We start from the raw sequence: 16,492 nt of genomic DNA, 5'->3' as shown, positions 1-16,492 counted from the left end.
AGTTACATCGTGAAACAGATCATTGCCACTGAACAAGCACCTGCAGCTATCGGCCCTTACTCACAAGGTACGTCTTACGGCGACATGGTTTATACATCAGGTCAATTACCTCTCGTTCCAGAAACCATGCAGTTTGTTGAGGGCGGCATCAAAGAGCAGGCTCGTCAGTCGCTAGAAAACTTAAAAGCTGTACTAGAAGCGAGTAATGCAGGACTGGACACAGTGCTTAAGACAACCTGCTTCCTATCTGACATGGAAAACTTCGTTGCCTTTAACGAAGTCTACACCGAGGTGTTTGGTACAGAGAACGCACCTGCTCGCTCTTGTGTTGAAGCAGCACGACTACCAAAAGACGCACTGGTTGAAGTTGAAGCCATCGCATACAAAAAATAACCGACTTAGGTATTAATGGGTATCATAGGAGATTCTCATGAGCGTTTCATTTATCGCATTAAGCGTATTGTTCTTTGGGTTCTACGCACTGCTGTCGAACTTCAAAAAGCAAAAGAAAAGTTTTAACTTCCGCGTACTGAGTGCGCTTGCTGCTGGCTTATTGTTCGGTGGCGCAATTCAACTTGTTTTCGGTGTCGGTAACGTTGCGACCTCTGGCTTTGCTGAACTGATTTCAGTGTTCGGTAAAGGCTACATCAAACTTCTACAAATGATCGTTATCCCACTGGTATTCGTGGCGATGATCTCTTCGATCATGAACGTTGAAGGCGGCGGTGCGCTATCTCGTATCGCACCAAAAATCATCGGTATTCTACTTTTCACTTGTGCAATCTCAGCAGCCGTTGGTATCGCAAGTATTTACCTATTTGGTATCGATGCGAACGCGCTAGTAAGCACAATCGGCACAAACAGTGCGATTGAAGCTCGCGGTGATTCACTGGTAGCAACACAAGATGCAATGGCGAGCAGTGGTCTGTCTGGTATGGCTCTGTCTATCATTCCTACCAACATCTTTGACATGCTAACGGGTTCTCAACGTACTTCTACGCTATCAACTGTCCTGTTCGGCATGTTCCTAGGCTTCTGTATTCTTCAAGTGAAAAACCGTAAGCCAGAGAAAGTACAAAACTTCGTTGATTTCATCAATGCAGCAAAAGAAGTGGTTCTTTCAATGGTTCGTGAAATCCTGAAGCTAACGCCTTACGGTGTATTCGCTCTGATGACCACGTTCATGATGACCAACGACCTATTCGCACTAGCTGAAATGGGCCGCTTCCTTCTAGCAAGCTACGTAGCAATTGGCGTTATGTTCGGCATCCACTTCGTCATGGTGTCAATGTTCGGCCTTTCTCCAGCTAAATTCATGAAGAAAATCTGGCCAGTTTTGGTGTTCGGTTTCGGTTCTCGCTCAAGCATGGCAGCTATCCCGCTAAACGTTGAAACACAAACTCAGCGCCTAGGTGTAGACGAAGAAACAGCAAACATGTCTGCGACATTTGGTACCAGTATTGGTCAAAACGGTTGTGCGGGCATCTACCCTGCAATGCTAGCAATCATGGCGGCACAAGTAATGGGCATGCCTGTAGACTTAAGCTTTATCCTACAACTGATCGCTGTTATCGCGATTGCTTCATTCGGTATCGCAGGTGTTGGTGGCGGTGCAACGTTCGCAGCAGTAGCGGTACTGACCATCATGGGTCTAGACATCACAGTAGTCGCGATTTTAGTGTCTATCGAAGCGCTAATTGACATGGCTCGTACAGCGCTGAACATCTCAGGCTCGATGTTGTCAGGCGTTCTTACAGCGAAGAAGAATGGCTCATTGGATACTGAACAATACGACGCTGACGTTACAGCGACAGTATCAAAAGAAGCAGCAGTATAATTCTCAAACTTAATTAAGAGCACTCCACGTGAGTGCTCTTCTGTTTTTCCTGAGTTCAGGTTATTTAGGTAGTAAATATGAAAGTTGTTGTTATAGGCGGTAGCGCCGCGGGTATGAGTTTCGCAGCAAAGTACAAACGTAATCAGCCATCAGACGAAGTCATCGTTCTAGATAAGCGTAGCTACATCTCTTTCGGAGCCTGTGGCTTACCTTACTTTGCAGGCGGCATGTTTGATGACACCGAACGAATGATTTCTCGTACACCAGAGCAAGCCATCAAATCTGGTTTAGATGTACGTGTAGAAACGGAAATGGTGTCGTTCGACCGCACTGAAAAACAGATTACGGTGCGTCACCAAAACGTAGAGAGCACTATCGATTACGATATGTTGGTGATTGCGACAGGCGCACGTCCAATTGTGCCTTCATTCGGTGAATTCAATCCAGAACACGTATACACACTAACAAGTATGGAAGATGGCTTGGCGGTTAAGGAAGCGCTAAAGGATAGTAACAAGCAGCGTGTGTGTGTTATTGGGGCTGGCTTTATAGGGCTGGAAGTCTTTGATGCAGCACATGGCTTGGATAAGCACGTGACGATTATCGAACGTGAACAACACATCATGAGCCGTCAGTTCAGCTCTGAGATCATTGAAGTAGTTGAAGGTGCAATTCGTGAATCCGGTGTAGAGCTAAAAACCGGTTGCAGCGTGTCTGCGATTCGCGATGCCGAGCAAGGTGGTTACATCGTAGAAACCGATAACGGCAATGTAGAAGCTGATGTCGTTATCCTGTCACTCGGCTTCAAACCAAACACTGAAGCATTCGAACTACCAAAAGCCGCAAATGGTGCGTTGTTGGTGAATGAATATGGTGCCACTGAAGATGCTTACATCCATGCTGTAGGTGACTGTGCCGTTGTCCATCATATGGCACTAGGCAAACCCGTTTATGTTCCTCTAGCCACCACAGCCAACAAGCAAGCACGCATGATGGCAGACAAGCTAGCAGGAAAAGACACTTACATGTCGGGCTTCTTGGGTTCATCTTGTTTGAAAGTGCTCGACTACGAACTGGCGTGTACAGGCGTGTCTGAACTTCTGGCGAAAGAGCATAGCTTAGATGTGAAAGTATCAACGATTTCAGATAAGAACCAAACGGATTACTACCCAGGCCAAGAAGACATCAAGGTGAAGTTGGTTTATCACCCAGAGACTAAGGTTCTTCTAGGTGGTGAGATCGTAGGTAAGAAAGGAGCGGTTGGCCGTATTAACGCACTAGCGGTAGCTATCACCGCGAAGATGACGACTCAACAACTAGGCTACATGGACTTCTGTTATGCTCCTCCTTTTTCACGTACTTGGGATGCTCTAAACGTGGCAGGTAACGTCGCTAAGTAAGCGAACTGATTATACTAGTCCCAAAGAATATTCATTTCAACATCAAAGCAGAGCGATTAAGCTCTGCTTTTTAGATAACCTACGATCTTATCATAGACAGGATCTTAAGCTCTAAGCTATTTATTTAGATAGAAAAAAGGCTTCATTTATGATCAGATAATCGTCGCCAAACAAACCACCCATATCAACCGTGAAGCCGATGACGATTATCTCCCTACAAAAGCAGTTTAAGCAATTCTTTAATGCTGATAGCCTTCAAAAAATGGCGAAAAGTACAGGACTTATGAAGCGATGTCGGGCTATCTTACCCGACCAGCTAGTAGTAAGCCTAGTGGCCGCTTTGAGCAAAGGAAACTGCTCATCTATTGCCGATTTACTAAGGCAATTCAATGGGATGTGCTTAAGCGCTAAAGATACTGTGGCTTATAAGCCCTACCATAACCAGTTAAGAAAGAAGAATTTCCGATATTCATGCGCCAATTGGCCATGCGAGCGATAGCTCAGTTTGCTCGCCAGCAGAGTGCCAACCTACCAGATAAACTCGCCACCTTTGATGATGTGCTGCTTCAAGATGGTAGCTCTTTCCACATTCATCGTGACCTTTCGAACGTTTACCCGAGCCGATTTAAACGCAATCCAGCCGCAGTTGAATGCCATATGACAATGTCTTTAAAAAGCTTTTCTCCAGTCGCAATGAGCATCAGCGCTGATACAGCATCAGAAAGAGACTTTTGCCCGCCCCAAAACAATGAGTAACAAATTGTTGTTGGCTGACGCAGGGTACCCTGACTTCCAATTCTTTACTGAGCTTGAACTGTATGGTGGTTTCTATATTTTTCGAGGAGCAAAGTCCCTGAATCCTCATGTTATAGAAGCGAGAAACGGTCAGGGCCGGCATTTATCTAAACTAGAAGGAAAGAAGCTCAAAGACATCACTCGAGGTACTAATCGCTCACAGGTACTCGACCTTAAAGTTCGTAGTGGTAAGCAAGAATTTAGAGTGGTAAGACGTTGGTTTGCCGAAGAAAAGCGATTCTGTATTTGGTTAACTAACTTGCCTTCAGGTACCTATACTGCTGATGACATAATGGCGATCTACCGCTGTCGATGGCAGGTGGAGTTGCTTTTTAAAGAATTAAAATCTCACACAAACTGGCAACGATTTGTCACCGCACAAAAGGCCATCGTTGATGGGCTTATCTGGGCCAGTTACTCTCGCTGATCATCAGGCGCAGTACTGCGCTTCAGATAATGCCATCGGTCTCGCTGTTTAAGGCGGCAAAAAATGTGGATGTGTGGCTGTTGCCCATATTTGAATGTATCAGCCACAAGGCATGGTCAGAAATAGGTAATAAACTGGAATGGGCCTCTAGCTATATATTTAAGAACGCACAAAAGTCCGCCCAGAGGAAGTCAAAGAAAAACATCACGTTAGACGGGATTTATGCTGGTCTTAATGCTTAAGGTTCAGTCTATGACGATCTTATAGTTCATCTGATGGAAGAACAAAGTCGACATATAACGCAAAATTTCCGATTCCAGAAGCTTTAATACCATCCAAGTCTAAATCATTTGTCGAATAGATCATGGAAGAAACCCCCATGTTGCTTAGTTCTATCGCCTTCTTATACTCACTCCCAAGCGAGCCAAGGTTATCACCCCGATACGTCACAGCCCTAATTTTATTTAAATCAATCCACTCAAGAATAAATGGTGTATTTAGATCTATATTTAATGCGACGTTATTAAAACCTAACTCTATTGCTTCATTATATTTATCTATACTGAACACTTCGATAATATATTTATCTTTATCTATTATATATTTTGAAAGCAAGGCAAGATTTTTTATTTTATCCGTAACTAACACCACTTCATTTTCATCTATAATATCAATAGCTGTAGATATATTTAGTGTTTTATATTTATCATAAATTATCTTTGATTCAAACTCTTTATAGCTAATAGACCCAGTATTATTAGAATTTGTCATTTCGTGAAAAGACTTCCAATCATGAACAGCAACAATCCATCCATCCGATGAGATAAGTAGATCTAACTCTATCATCTTGAAACCATGTTCAATTGATTGCTCCATCGCTTCTAACGAGTTTGTATATTTTAATCCATTGATTCCCCCACCGGCATGTGCGATCAAACCACCAGAATTAACGATAATTCCAGAGATATTATTATGTTCATTTGGGTATGCCTTTACATTGCCTCTCCATACATCAATGACTACACTCATCGAAGGGCCGATAACAAAAGCTACCCAAAAACATATGAGAACTAGACAAAATATTGATATTAAGACTCTGATTCCTTTAAGTATCATGACATTTTACCTGTTGAGAACTGGGGCTGATGATAATGTGTGGTTTACCCTGTCAATATTGAGTTTAAACATGTTATTTATAGCAACTATAATAGCATTTGTCGGTAATAGATTTGTATTTCTTCTTCTCACTGTAATAATGACTTTTGATTTCTACTTAAGATTAAACTCTCTAAGTTTAGACTTAGGTGTCTTAGGGTCGGTTTTAGAGTCTAATCGAGGTGAAATTCTTGAACATATAAAAATCATTAGTTCCGTAACATATTTAAAGATAATTGTATTTTTCATTCTGGTTTTTCTATCATTTCACATTACCTTAGGAAAGGTTGGTAAGTCATTTTCATTAATTATGTTGATATTATTTTCCAGTATATTAGTCACAAAATTTTATAGCTTACATGATAATAAAAAGACGACATATATCAATGAAGAATACTTAAAAACAATCCATCATGAAGTGTGGTTTAGTTTTTTAGGGCTAATTACAGTTATTAAACCTATTTCTTTATATTATGAACTCTCTCTTCTCGAAGGGGGAAAATCAGTAATCTCTTCAAAATGGGAGAATGTTCATACAAATAAGGTATTAAAGGATATTTACATCGTAAATATTGGTGAATCTGTTATTAAAAATTACTACCCATCGTATAACGAAGAGAATGGAAAGATAAAAGGAGCAGCCATATTTAATGGTGTTATTTCCCCATCCGTTGTTACATATTTCTCAGTCCCTCGAATATTATCAAAGAGCCTAGATGTAAACAGGCATGATAAAAACTTAAATGTGATAGATCTTGCTAATGATGCTGGAATGAAAACTTATTGGATATCAAATCAAGCTAAGATCGGGCAATACGAGACACAGGTATCCGCAATCGCGAGTAGGGCACATTACCAATATTATAAGAATACGTCTTATGATAAAGCCGAACCCGATAACATTCTCCTTCCAGAAGTTATCAAGGCGATTCGTGAAGAAACTAAAAGGCCAAAAGTGATTTTCATCCACACCATGGGGTCACATTATGATTTTTGTAAAAGATTTGATGAAGAAATTTCACTAAAAGCCTCCGATAACAAGTATCTAGCATGCTATTCAAAATCAGTGACTTATGGCGTGGCTTTTATAGAGAAGCTTAGAGACCTACTCACGCTGCATGATAAAACATATAAAATCATTTATTTTTCTGACCATGGCCTAACATCTGTAAACGTTCCACCGTATCTGATTCACGGAACTGGCTCACATTTTTCAAGGCAGGCAGTAGAAGTACCTTTCATAGCAATGAGTAATGATCCACAAGAAACGAAAATACATTCGGTTAAATATAACCTAAGAGACTTTTCAGACACATTTGCACAATGGGTAGGAATATCTTCAGAACAGACAGAGCAAAACAAAAGTATCTTCAATACCGAGTACATAGGAAAGGAGTATGACTCAGTGTTAACGAGTGAGTTCAAGGTAAGAAAAATCGACTAAGCGAACAACTGATACAGAAGATTCTGAATACCATAAAGTTTACTTAGTAACCTTCTCCGCACATCAATTTATCCCTTATCTGACACTGTGTAGGCAGATATCAGCTCAATTTTACTTATTCAAGAGACTTCATTAACCTTGTTAGTAAAAAGCCTAATGAGATGATTTAGGAAACTCTGACAGTATCCGCAAGTGAATTAAGTGCGTGTGTAAATATTTGGATGATACATAATGATTTGAAGCAGATAAGAAAAAAGCCCGCTGATTTCTCAGCGGGCTTTTCAATGGTGGTGGAGGGATAGGGATTTGAACCCTAGAACCGCTATTAACGGTTGCCGGTTTTCAAGACCGGTGCTTTCGACCACTCAGCCATCCCTCCAACAAATTGTCATCAACAGATTAGTACACTGTTGAGGTTGTTATTTGCTACGCAAATAACGAAATTAAAGCCTGGCGATGTCCTACTCTCACATGGGGAAGCCCCACACTACCATCGGCGCTATTGTGTTTCACTTCTGAGTTCGGCATGGAATCAGGTGGGTCCACAATGCTATGGTCGCCAAGCAAATTTTGCTTTTACTTTCAGTTTTTTAAAAACTGAAGGCAAAATAATCTGGAAAACTGATTTAAAAGTCTATCTCTTCAAACTCATTCAAGGTCTGGTCTTTCTTTGAGTCCACAAAACCCCTTGGGTGTTGTATGGTTAAGCCTCACGGGCAATTAGTACAGGTTAGCTCAATGCCTCGCAGCACTTACACACCCTGCCTATCAACGTCGTAGTCTACGACAACCCTTTAGGACGCTTATAGCGCCAGGGAAAACTCATCTCAAGGCTCGCTTCCCGCTTAGATGCTTTCAGCGGTTATCGATTCCGAACTTAGCTACCGGGCAATGCCATTGGCATGACAACCCGAACACCAGAGGTTCGTCCACTCCGGTCCTCTCGTACTAGGAGCAGCCCCTTTCAATTTTCCAACGCCCACGGCAGATAGGGACCGAACTGTCTCACGACGTTCTAAACCCAGCTCGCGTACCACTTTAAATGGCGAACAGCCATACCCTTGGGACCGACTTCAGCCCCAGGATGTGATGAGCCGACATCGAGGTGCCAAACACCGCCGTCGATATGAACTCTTGGGCGGTATCAGCCTGTTATCCCCGGAGTACCTTTTATCCGTTGAGCGATGGCCCTTCCATTCAGAACCACCGGATCACTATGACCTGCTTTCGCACCTGCTCGAATTGTCATTCTCGCAGTCAAGCGGGCTTATGCCATTGCACTAACCACACGATGTCCAACCGTGTTTAGCCCACCTTCGTGCTCCTCCGTTACTCTTTGGGAGGAGACCGCCCCAGTCAAACTACCCACCAGGCACTGTCCGTAATCCCGATTCAGGGACCAACGTTAGAACATCAAAACTACAAGGGTGGTATTTCAAGGACGACTCCACCACATCTAGCGACGCGGTTTCAAAGTCTCCCACCTATCCTACACATGTAGGTTCAATGTTCAGTGCCAAGCTGTAGTAAAGGTTCACGGGGTCTTTCCGTCTAGCCGCGGGTACACTGCATCTTCACAGCGATTTCAATTTCACTGAGTCTCGGGTGGAGACAGCGTGGCCATCATTACGCCATTCGTGCAGGTCGGAACTTACCCGACAAGGAATTTCGCTACCTTAGGACCGTTATAGTTACGGCCGCCGTTTACCGGGGCTTCGATCAAGAGCTTCGACCGAAGTCTAACCCCATCAATTAACCTTCCGGCACCGGGCAGGCGTCACACCGTATACGTCATCTTACGATTTTGCACAGTGCTGTGTTTTTAATAAACAGTTGCAGCCACCTGGTATCTGCGACTCTCGTCTGCTCCATCCGCAAGGGACTTCACTGATAAGAGCGTACCTTCTCCCGAAGTTACGGTACCATTTTGCCTAGTTCCTTCACCCGAGTTCTCTCAAGCGCCTTGGTATTCTCTACCCGACCACCTGTGTCGGTTTGGGGTACGATTCCTTACAATCTGAAGCTTAGAGGCTTTTCCTGGAAGCATGGCATCAATGACTTCACTACCGTAGTAGCTCGACATCGTATCTCAGCGTTAGTAGCGGTCCGGATTTACCTAAACCACCCGCCTACGTACTTGAACCTGGACAACCGTCGCCAGGCCCACCTAGCCTTCTCCGTCCCCATCGCAATTGTAAGAAGTACGGGAATATTAACCCGTTTCCCATCGACTACGCCTTTCGGCCTCGCCTTAGAGTCGACTTACCCTGCCCCGATTAACGTTGGACAGGAACCCTTGGTCTTCCGGCGAGGGAGTTTTCACTCCCTTTATCGTTACTCATGTCAGCATTCGCACTTCTGATACCTCCAGCAGCCCTTACAGACCACCTTCAACGGCTTACAGAACGCTCCCTACCCCACATACCCTAAGGTACGTAGCCGCAGCTTCGGTGTATAGCTTAGCCCCGTTACATCTTCCGCGCAGGCCGACTCGACCAGTGAGCTATTACGCTTTCTTTAAATGATGGCTGCTTCTAAGCCAACATCCTGGCTGTCTGAGCCTTCCCACATCGTTTCCCACTTAGCTATACTTTGGGACCTTAGCTGGCGGTCTGGGTTGTTTCCCTCTCACGACGGACGTTAGCACCCGCCGTGTGTCTCCCGGATAGTACTTACTGGTATTCGGAGTTTGCAAAGGGTTGGTAAGTCGGGATGACCCCCTAGCCTTAACAGTGCTCTACCCCCAGTAGTATTCGTCCGAGGCGCTACCTAAATAGCTTTCGGGGAGAACCAGCTATCTCCAGGTTTGATTGGCCTTTCACCCTAGCCACAAGTCATCCGCTAATTTTTCAACATTAGTCGGTTCGGTCCTCCAGTTGATGTTACTCAACCTTCAACCTGCCCATGGCTAGATCACCTGGTTTCGGGTCTAATCCTAGCAACTGTACGCCCAGTTAAGACTCGGTTTCCCTACGGCTCCCCTAAACGGTTAACCTTGCTACTAAAATTAAGTCGCTGACCCATTATACAAAAGGTACGCAGTCACACCACGAAGGTGCTCCTACTGCTTGTACGTACACGGTTTCAGGTTCTATTTCACTCCCTCACAGGGTTCTTTTCGCCTTTCCCTCACGGTACTGGTTCACTATCGGTCAGTCAGTAGTATTTAGCCTTGGAGGATGGTCCCCCCATATTCAGACAGGATATCACGTGTCCCGCCCTACTCGTTTTCACTGATTATGATGTGTCGGTTACGGGGCTATCACCCTTTATTGCGAGACTTTCCAGACTCTTCACCTGCATCATTAAAAGCTTAAGGGCTAATCCAATTTCGCTCGCCGCTACTTTCGGAATCTCGGTTGATTTCTCTTCCTCGGGGTACTTAGATGTTTCAGTTCCCCCGGTTTGCCTCCTGCTGCTATGTATTCACAACAGGATACTTACTTATGTAAGTGGGTTTCCCCATTCAGGAATCCCAGACTCAAAAGGTTATTACTACCTAATCTGGGCTTATCGCAAGTTATTACGCCTTTCATCGCCTCTGACTGCCAAGGCATCCACCGTGTACGCTTAGTCACTTAACCATACAACCCGAAAGGGTCTTAGCGTATGGCAACTAACCAAGGTTTTTGGTTGTCATCAAGAAGGGTTAATTCCTGATAACTGTTTGCCGGACTCAATTGTGAATCAATGTAAACATTGATTCGAATACAAGACACTTGAATGTGTTTGTTGTGTTTATACCGTTCTTATTAACTAAGAGCAGATAAACATTGAGAACTTTTAAATTTGATTAACTTAATCACAGCCTTGGCCGTTTTGTTTTACTTTTTAAAAAGTAAAAATAATTAAGCTAATCAGTCAGCTTTCCAAATTATTAAAGAGCAAGAGTTTTAAGTATTAAACTTTCAAACCCATTTTTAAATACACTCAGCTTTCTATTACTAAGAAAAGTGTGCTTAAAGATGGTGGGCGATACCGGGCTCGAACCAGTGACCCCCTGCTTGTAAGGCAGGTGCTCTCCCAACTGAGCTAATCGCCCATGATAGTTTTGATTCCTTCATGGAGAAAGAATGGTGGAGCTATGCGGGATCGAACCGCAGACCTCCTGCGTGCAAGGCAGGCGCTCTCCCAGCTGAGCTATAGCCCCATATTTTTATTTCCTTGGGAGGAAATGGTGGGCGATACCGGGCTCGAACCAGTGACCCCCTGCTTGTAAGGCAGGTGCTCTCCCAACTGAGCTAATCGCCCCAAATTTTATTTCCTTGGGAGGAAATGGTGGGTCGTGCAGGATTCGAACCTGCGACCAATTGATTAAAAGTCAACTGCTCTACCAACTGAGCTAACGACCCTTTTTACTTCTTGAAGGAAGTGGTATCCCGTAGGGGAGTCGAACCCCTGTTACCGCCGTGAAAGGGCGGTGTCCTAGGCCTCTAGACGAACGGGACACTGCAATTTATCTCTACTTTAAAAGCAGAAACAAACTTTGAAGAACCTTGGGAGTTCTTCATCTCTTTTTCTTTTTAAACCTAATCAATCTGTGTGGGTACTCATCGTGTATATCTTCGTATAAGGAGGTGATCCAGCCCCAGGTTCCCCTAGGGCTACCTTGTTACGACTTCACCCCAGTCATGAACCACAAAGTGGTGAGCGTCCTCCCCTAAAGGTTAAACTACCCACTTCTTTTGCAGCCCACTCCCATGGTGTGACGGGCGGTGTGTACAAGGCCCGGGAACGTATTCACCGTGACATTCTGATTCACGATTACTAGCGATTCCGACTTCATGGAGTCGAGTTGCAGACTCCAATCCGGACTACGACGCACTTTTTGGGATTCGCTCACTATCGCTAGCTTGCTGCCCTCTGTATGCGCCATTGTAGCACGTGTAGCCCTACTCGTAAGGGCCATGATGACTTGACGTCGTCCCCACCTTCCTCCGGTTTATCACCGGCAGTCTCCTGGAGTTCCCGACATTACTCGCTGGCAAACAAGGATAAGGGTTGCGCTCGTTGCGGGACTTAACCCAACATTTCACAACACGAGCTGACGACAGCCATGCAGCACCTGTCTCAGAGCTCCCGAAGGCACACCTGCGTCTCCGCTGGCTTCTCTGGATGTCAAGAGTAGGTAAGGTTCTTCGCGTTGCATCGAATTAAACCACATGCTCCACCGCTTGTGCGGGCCCCCGTCAATTCATTTGAGTTTTAATCTTGCGACCGTACTCCCCAGGCGGTCTACTTAACGCGTTAGCTCCGAAAGCCACGGCTCAAGGCCACAACCTCCAAGTAGACATCGTTTACGGCGTGGACTACCAGGGTATCTAATCCTGTTTGCTCCCCACGCTTTCGCATCTGAGTGTCAGTATCTGTCCAGGGGGCCGCCTTCGCCACTGGTATTCCTTCAGATCTCTACGCATTTCACCGCTACACCTGAAATTCTACCCCTCTACAGTACTCTAGTTCACCAGTTTCAAATGCAGTTCCGAGGTTGAGCCCCGGGCTTTCACATCTGACTTAATGAACCACCTGCATGCGCTTTACGCCCAGTAATTCCGATTAACGCTCGCACCCTCCGTATTACCGCGGCTGCTGGCACGGAGTTAGCCGGTGCTTCTTCTGTTGCTAACGTCAAGAGATAGCGCTATTAACACTACCCCCTTCCTCACAACTGAAAGTACTTTACAACCCGAAGGCCTTCTTCATACACGCGGCATGGCTGCATCAGGCTTTCGCCCATTGTGCAATATTCCCCACTGCTGCCTCCCGTAGGAGTCTGGACCGTGTCTCAGTTCCAGTGTGGCTGATCATCCTCTCAGACCAGCTAGGATCGTCGCCTTGGTGAGCCATTACCTCACCAACTAGCTAATCCCACCTAGGCATATCTTGACGCGAGAGGCCCGAAGGTCCCCCTCTTTGGCCCGTAGGCATTATGCGGTATTAGCCATCGTTTCCAATGGTTATCCCCCACATCAAGGCAATTTCCTAGGCATTACTCACCCGTCCGCCGCTCGACGCCCATTAACGCACCCGAAGGATTGTTAGTGTCGTTTCCGCTCGACTTGCATGTGTTAGGCCTGCCGCCAGCGTTCAATCTGAGCCATGATCAAACTCTTCAATTTAAGATTTTGTCGACTCAACGAATACTGACTTCAAAACTACTATGTAATTTTAAAGCTATTACCATTCCAACAGAATGGTAATGAATTGACTGTGCTCTTTTTGGTTTTCACTTTAAAAAGTGAAATCAAACAGCTCAAGGCTGTACCAAATTGAATTGGTCACTCAGTTCATTGAAATCAATTTTGTTACCGAAGTAACTGTTATTACGCTCTTTCTAAAAAGAACCAATAACGTTTTGATATTCATCAACGAGTGCCCACACAGATTGATAGGTTTAAATTGTTAAAGAGCTTTGCTTATCGAAACTTTCTTTTTACAAAGAAACCCTTGAAAGCGGACGTGAATTCTAGCGATTTAATCTTAAGTGTCAAACACTTTTTAAAATTAATTTATTTCGAACTTTCCGTCTCACTGATTACCGCTGAAGCCTTGTGGCATCTGCCGTGTCAGTGAGGCGGCATTATAGAGATCATCGAAAACATGGCAACCCCTTTTTTGATAAAAATTCAAAAAAGTTGCTTAAGTGTCTACTTTTACGTCAAAAGCCTCTTTCACAGGTCAAAGCTCATACAATTACAGGCATATCACTTAAAATTTCGCTACTAGATCTTTCGAAAATGCCTCTATATCTAGTTCAATACTCCATTTATCACTCAGCTCTACGATGTTATCTAGCGACTGCTGAACCGTTTTTATCGTCAAAGTATTATTGTCAAGGTCGTATACCTGTTTTTGCGTAGTGTAATAGAAGTAAAGGATAGTCAGCGCGTCTCGGTCGCCTTGTTCCGCTTTTGGCTGAATGCGCTTGAGCTTACGATAGATTTGATTGTGGATTTGTTTCAGGTTCCAAACATAAAGCGCTTCTTTGAAATACTCATGCCCTTTTACTCGGCTTGCGATAAATGCATTCAAAGCGACAGATAAGATCACCCCAAGTACGTTCAAATGAAAGTTCCCTGTCGATTCACCAGTAATTGAAGTCGCCGAGCCAAACAATTCAATCAGAATGGTGCCGAATACGATGGCAAACAATGCAAGTGACCCAACTAATGACACCAACAACAGGTTCATCTTCTTTCTATATTCTTCTTTATTAATCTTCTGTAACTTCATCGACTACTTCCTTCTGCAAGTCACCTAATAATTTGCGCATACTATCTATGTAAACATTGGGTCGCTTCAACCCTTACCGTCTTGTAATGTGGTCATTCTCTATTTAATACTCAAAGTTCGCGGGTTGGTGCTAAGTGCAACTCCATTTGACTTCATTAATAGAAAAGAGTTACATACCGCCACAATTTTGGTTATTCATCAATTCATGTTGATAAAGTTCGTTTCGCTTTATCACATACTGACAAGGTACATTCCATGCGTTCATTTGTATTACGCGCTCGCGCAGCCCCTACAGAGAGCAAACTTATCTTAGAAGGTGTTGGGCAAGACGCTCATACTGAGATTCTGGCTCATACTCTGATGAACACGATCTTCGTCGCTCAATCTCATCGTGAGAATGTCACCGTGCACCTTGTATTAGAAAGTACTAAAGACTTCTCACGTACGATCACTTTCGATTCAAATGAGATCACCAACATTGGCGGCTTCCATGAATCGGCATTGTTATCAGCGGTCGTAAGAGCGGTTGATGCTTCTCAAGGTATGACCAAAGAGCAAACTCGTCAGGTTGAACCGGGAATCATCGTTCGCACTATGAGCTTTGAAAAACTAGTCAAAGAACTGGCTGAAGACCACCAGCTATACATGATGGATAAGAAGGGTGACTTTATCCGTGATGCAGAGATTGCTGAAAATCCATGTTTCCTTCTGACTGACCACATCCCTATGCCGAAGAAAAGCTACAACAGCTTAAAGCGCTTAGGGACAGAAAAGATCAGCTTAGGCCCGAACATGCTGTTTGCTTCTCAGTGTGTTGTGTTGATCAATAATGAACTGGATATTCGCGGTTTCTAGCCTCCGTACTAATAAGCTAAACAAAAAAAGAGCTCAACTAAGTGAGCTCTTTTTTATTATCGTTCTCTTGGTATCGATAGTGTTATCTCACAATCGAGCCTGATTAACCAAAGATGAAGCTGTATAGGAAGCCTGCGCCCATCGCCATGCTTAGGATAACGAATAGGAATGCCGCAATCATTTGGTTCTTGAAGATTGATTTAAGCAGGATAACTTCCGTTAAACTTGCACCAGCACTACCAATGATCAATGCCATAACTGAACCCAACGCCATGCCTTTCTGTACTAGAGCTGCACTTAGTGGGATTACCGCTTCAGCACGAATATACAGTGGAATACCAATCACGGCTGCTACTGGAATTGCATACCACATACCTTCACCAGCGTACTGTGCAATTAGGTCTGTAGGAATGAAGCCGTAGATGAATGAACCAATCGCGATACCCATCATTAGGTAAGGGAAAACTTGTTTAAAGTCTTTCCAAGTTGAGAACCAAATTCTCATCCAACGGCTAGGTTCTTTCTTCTCTACGATTTCAGCTGTTGCGCTTCCATCCGCTGAACAGCATGAAACCGTTACTTGTGGCTCTTCTTTTTTAGAATCGCAGCAAGATGTCTCTTTCGCCATTACGGGTGCAGGTTCACCACATGCACTTGTACCACATGAAGATTCCGCTTTAACCGGTGCTGCTTTCTTAGGAGCAGAGTCACCACAGCTAGTGCCACAGCTTAAAGCTGAAGCTGTTGATTCATACGCTTCAGGTTTTACGTAACGCTCAAAGCCAAGCTTCTCAAGAGCGTAACCAGCCACTACAGACACCGTCATTGCTACAAGGAAGTAGAACACAGCAACTTGCCAGCCGAAGGTAATCACAAACAAACCAATGATCACTGGGTTCAATAGCGGGCTACCAAATAGGAACACCATCATTGGACCGAAACCCGCTCTTGCACGCAGCAATCCTTTTAGGAAAGGAATGGTCGAACATGAACAGAAAGGTGTAATTGCACCCAATAGTGCAGCAACCACATAGCCCTTACCATTACGTGAGCTCAGGATAGATTGAATCTTTTCTGGTGTAAGGAACTCTTGAAGAATCCCAACAATGTAACTGATCGCTAAGAAAAGGATAATTAGCTCTACTGCTAAGAAAGCGAACATATCAAGTGCGTCTTTTAGCATTGTTAACATTTCATTGCTCATAATTAACTCCAAACTGGATTGAAGGTCGGGCTCTATGAGAAAAGTAACCAACCCTTAATTTCGAATATTCTCGAATTATAGAAATAAACAGTTCCAGATCAAACATTATTTCGATAAAAATCGAAATGATTTTCGAAAACAC

8 protein-coding genes, 6 tRNA genes, 3 rRNA genes and 1 pseudogene are annotated in these 16,492 nt (G+C 44.2%); 6 read left to right on the top strand and 12 right to left on the bottom strand.

Going from position 1 to position 16,492, the window contains the following annotated elements; genetic code table 11:
* The first annotated feature begins 9 nt into the window (after nucleotides 1-9).
* From OCV19_RS24010 to OCV19_RS23995, 4 genes and pseudogenes are all read left to right on the top strand, one after another.
* Nucleotides 10-393: a RidA family protein gene (locus OCV19_RS24010; RefSeq protein WP_017111552.1), complete on the top strand. Its 384-nt coding sequence runs from the start codon at nucleotides 10-12 to the stop codon at nucleotides 391-393.
* Between the two features lie 37 nt (nucleotides 394-430).
* Nucleotides 431-1,837 carry a cation:dicarboxylate symporter family transporter gene (locus tag OCV19_RS24005; protein WP_065676813.1) on the top strand — a complete coding sequence of 469 codons (1,407 nt, stop codon included), beginning with the start codon at nucleotides 431-433 and terminating at the stop codon, nucleotides 1,835-1,837.
* Between the two features lie 77 nt (nucleotides 1,838-1,914).
* The gene (locus OCV19_RS24000; RefSeq protein ID WP_065676812.1) at nucleotides 1,915-3,237 is read left to right on the top strand and encodes a CoA-disulfide reductase; all 1,323 of its coding nucleotides are present in this window, start codon (nucleotides 1,915-1,917) and stop codon (nucleotides 3,235-3,237) included.
* 199 nt (nucleotides 3,238-3,436) lie between these two features.
* Nucleotides 3,437-4,701: pseudogene (locus tag OCV19_RS23995) on the top strand (IS4 family transposase).
* Between the two features lie 19 nt (nucleotides 4,702-4,720).
* Here OCV19_RS23995 and OCV19_RS23990 read toward each other — a convergent pair.
* A complete protein-coding gene (locus OCV19_RS23990) occupies nucleotides 4,721-5,575 on the bottom strand; it encodes a glycerophosphodiester phosphodiesterase family protein (RefSeq protein WP_065677414.1) in 855 nt (284 codons plus the stop codon).
* Nucleotides 5,576-5,645: 70 nt separating this feature from the next.
* Between OCV19_RS23990 and OCV19_RS23985 the strand changes: the two genes are divergently transcribed.
* On the top strand, nucleotides 5,646-7,058 hold the full coding sequence (locus OCV19_RS23985) for a sulfatase-like hydrolase/transferase (RefSeq protein ID WP_065677415.1): 1,413 nt from the start codon (nucleotides 5,646-5,648) through the stop codon (nucleotides 7,056-7,058).
* A 288-nt stretch (nucleotides 7,059-7,346) separates the two neighbouring features.
* Here the strand turns inward: OCV19_RS23985 and OCV19_RS23980 are convergent.
* From OCV19_RS23980 to OCV19_RS23935, 10 genes are all read right to left on the bottom strand, one after another.
* A tRNA-Ser gene (locus tag OCV19_RS23980) sits at nucleotides 7,347-7,437 on the bottom strand.
* A gap of 69 nt (nucleotides 7,438-7,506) precedes the next feature.
* A 5S ribosomal RNA gene (gene rrf, locus OCV19_RS23975) occupies nucleotides 7,507-7,622 on the bottom strand.
* 135 nt (nucleotides 7,623-7,757) lie between these two features.
* Nucleotides 7,758-10,642, bottom strand: a 23S ribosomal RNA gene (locus OCV19_RS23970).
* A 382-nt stretch (nucleotides 10,643-11,024) separates the two neighbouring features.
* Nucleotides 11,025-11,100, bottom strand: a tRNA-Val gene (locus OCV19_RS23965).
* Between the two features lie 32 nt (nucleotides 11,101-11,132).
* A tRNA-Ala gene (locus OCV19_RS23960) sits at nucleotides 11,133-11,208 on the bottom strand.
* Between the two features lie 25 nt (nucleotides 11,209-11,233).
* Nucleotides 11,234-11,309: transfer RNA gene (locus OCV19_RS23955), tRNA-Val, on the bottom strand.
* A gap of 25 nt (nucleotides 11,310-11,334) precedes the next feature.
* Nucleotides 11,335-11,410, bottom strand: a tRNA-Lys gene (locus OCV19_RS23950).
* 20 nt (nucleotides 11,411-11,430) lie between these two features.
* A tRNA-Glu gene (locus OCV19_RS23945) sits at nucleotides 11,431-11,506 on the bottom strand.
* A gap of 122 nt (nucleotides 11,507-11,628) precedes the next feature.
* A 16S ribosomal RNA gene (locus tag OCV19_RS23940) occupies nucleotides 11,629-13,177 on the bottom strand.
* Together the 16S, 23S and 5S rRNA genes with 6 tRNA genes alongside form the textbook arrangement of a ribosomal RNA operon.
* Nucleotides 13,178-13,766: 589 nt before the next feature.
* Nucleotides 13,767-14,291, bottom strand: coding sequence for a DUF3087 family protein (locus OCV19_RS23935; protein ID WP_048611591.1), 525 nt, complete (start codon nucleotides 14,289-14,291; stop codon nucleotides 13,767-13,769).
* A gap of 255 nt (nucleotides 14,292-14,546) precedes the next feature.
* Here OCV19_RS23935 and trmY point away from each other — a divergent pair, with 255 nt between their 5' ends.
* Entirely contained in the window at nucleotides 14,547-15,146 is a 600-nt protein-coding gene (gene trmY / locus OCV19_RS23930; RefSeq protein ID WP_050643762.1) for a tRNA (pseudouridine(54)-N(1))-methyltransferase TrmY, read from the top strand.
* A gap of 103 nt (nucleotides 15,147-15,249) precedes the next feature.
* On the opposite strand, the gene OCV19_RS23925 is transcribed toward trmY, so the two are convergent.
* Complete coding sequence (locus OCV19_RS23925) at nucleotides 15,250-16,350, bottom strand: permease (protein ID WP_065677304.1); 1,101 nt, start codon at nucleotides 16,348-16,350, stop codon at nucleotides 15,250-15,252.
* Between the last annotated feature and the right edge of the window lie 142 nt (nucleotides 16,351-16,492).

It is taken from the genome of Vibrio celticus, assembly GCF_024347335.1.
GTDB classification, from domain to species: Bacteria; Pseudomonadota; Gammaproteobacteria; order Enterobacterales; family Vibrionaceae; genus Vibrio; species Vibrio celticus.
The sequence above is the reverse complement of the archived record's forward strand: the minus strand, read 5'-3'. Positions and strand labels throughout refer to the sequence as shown.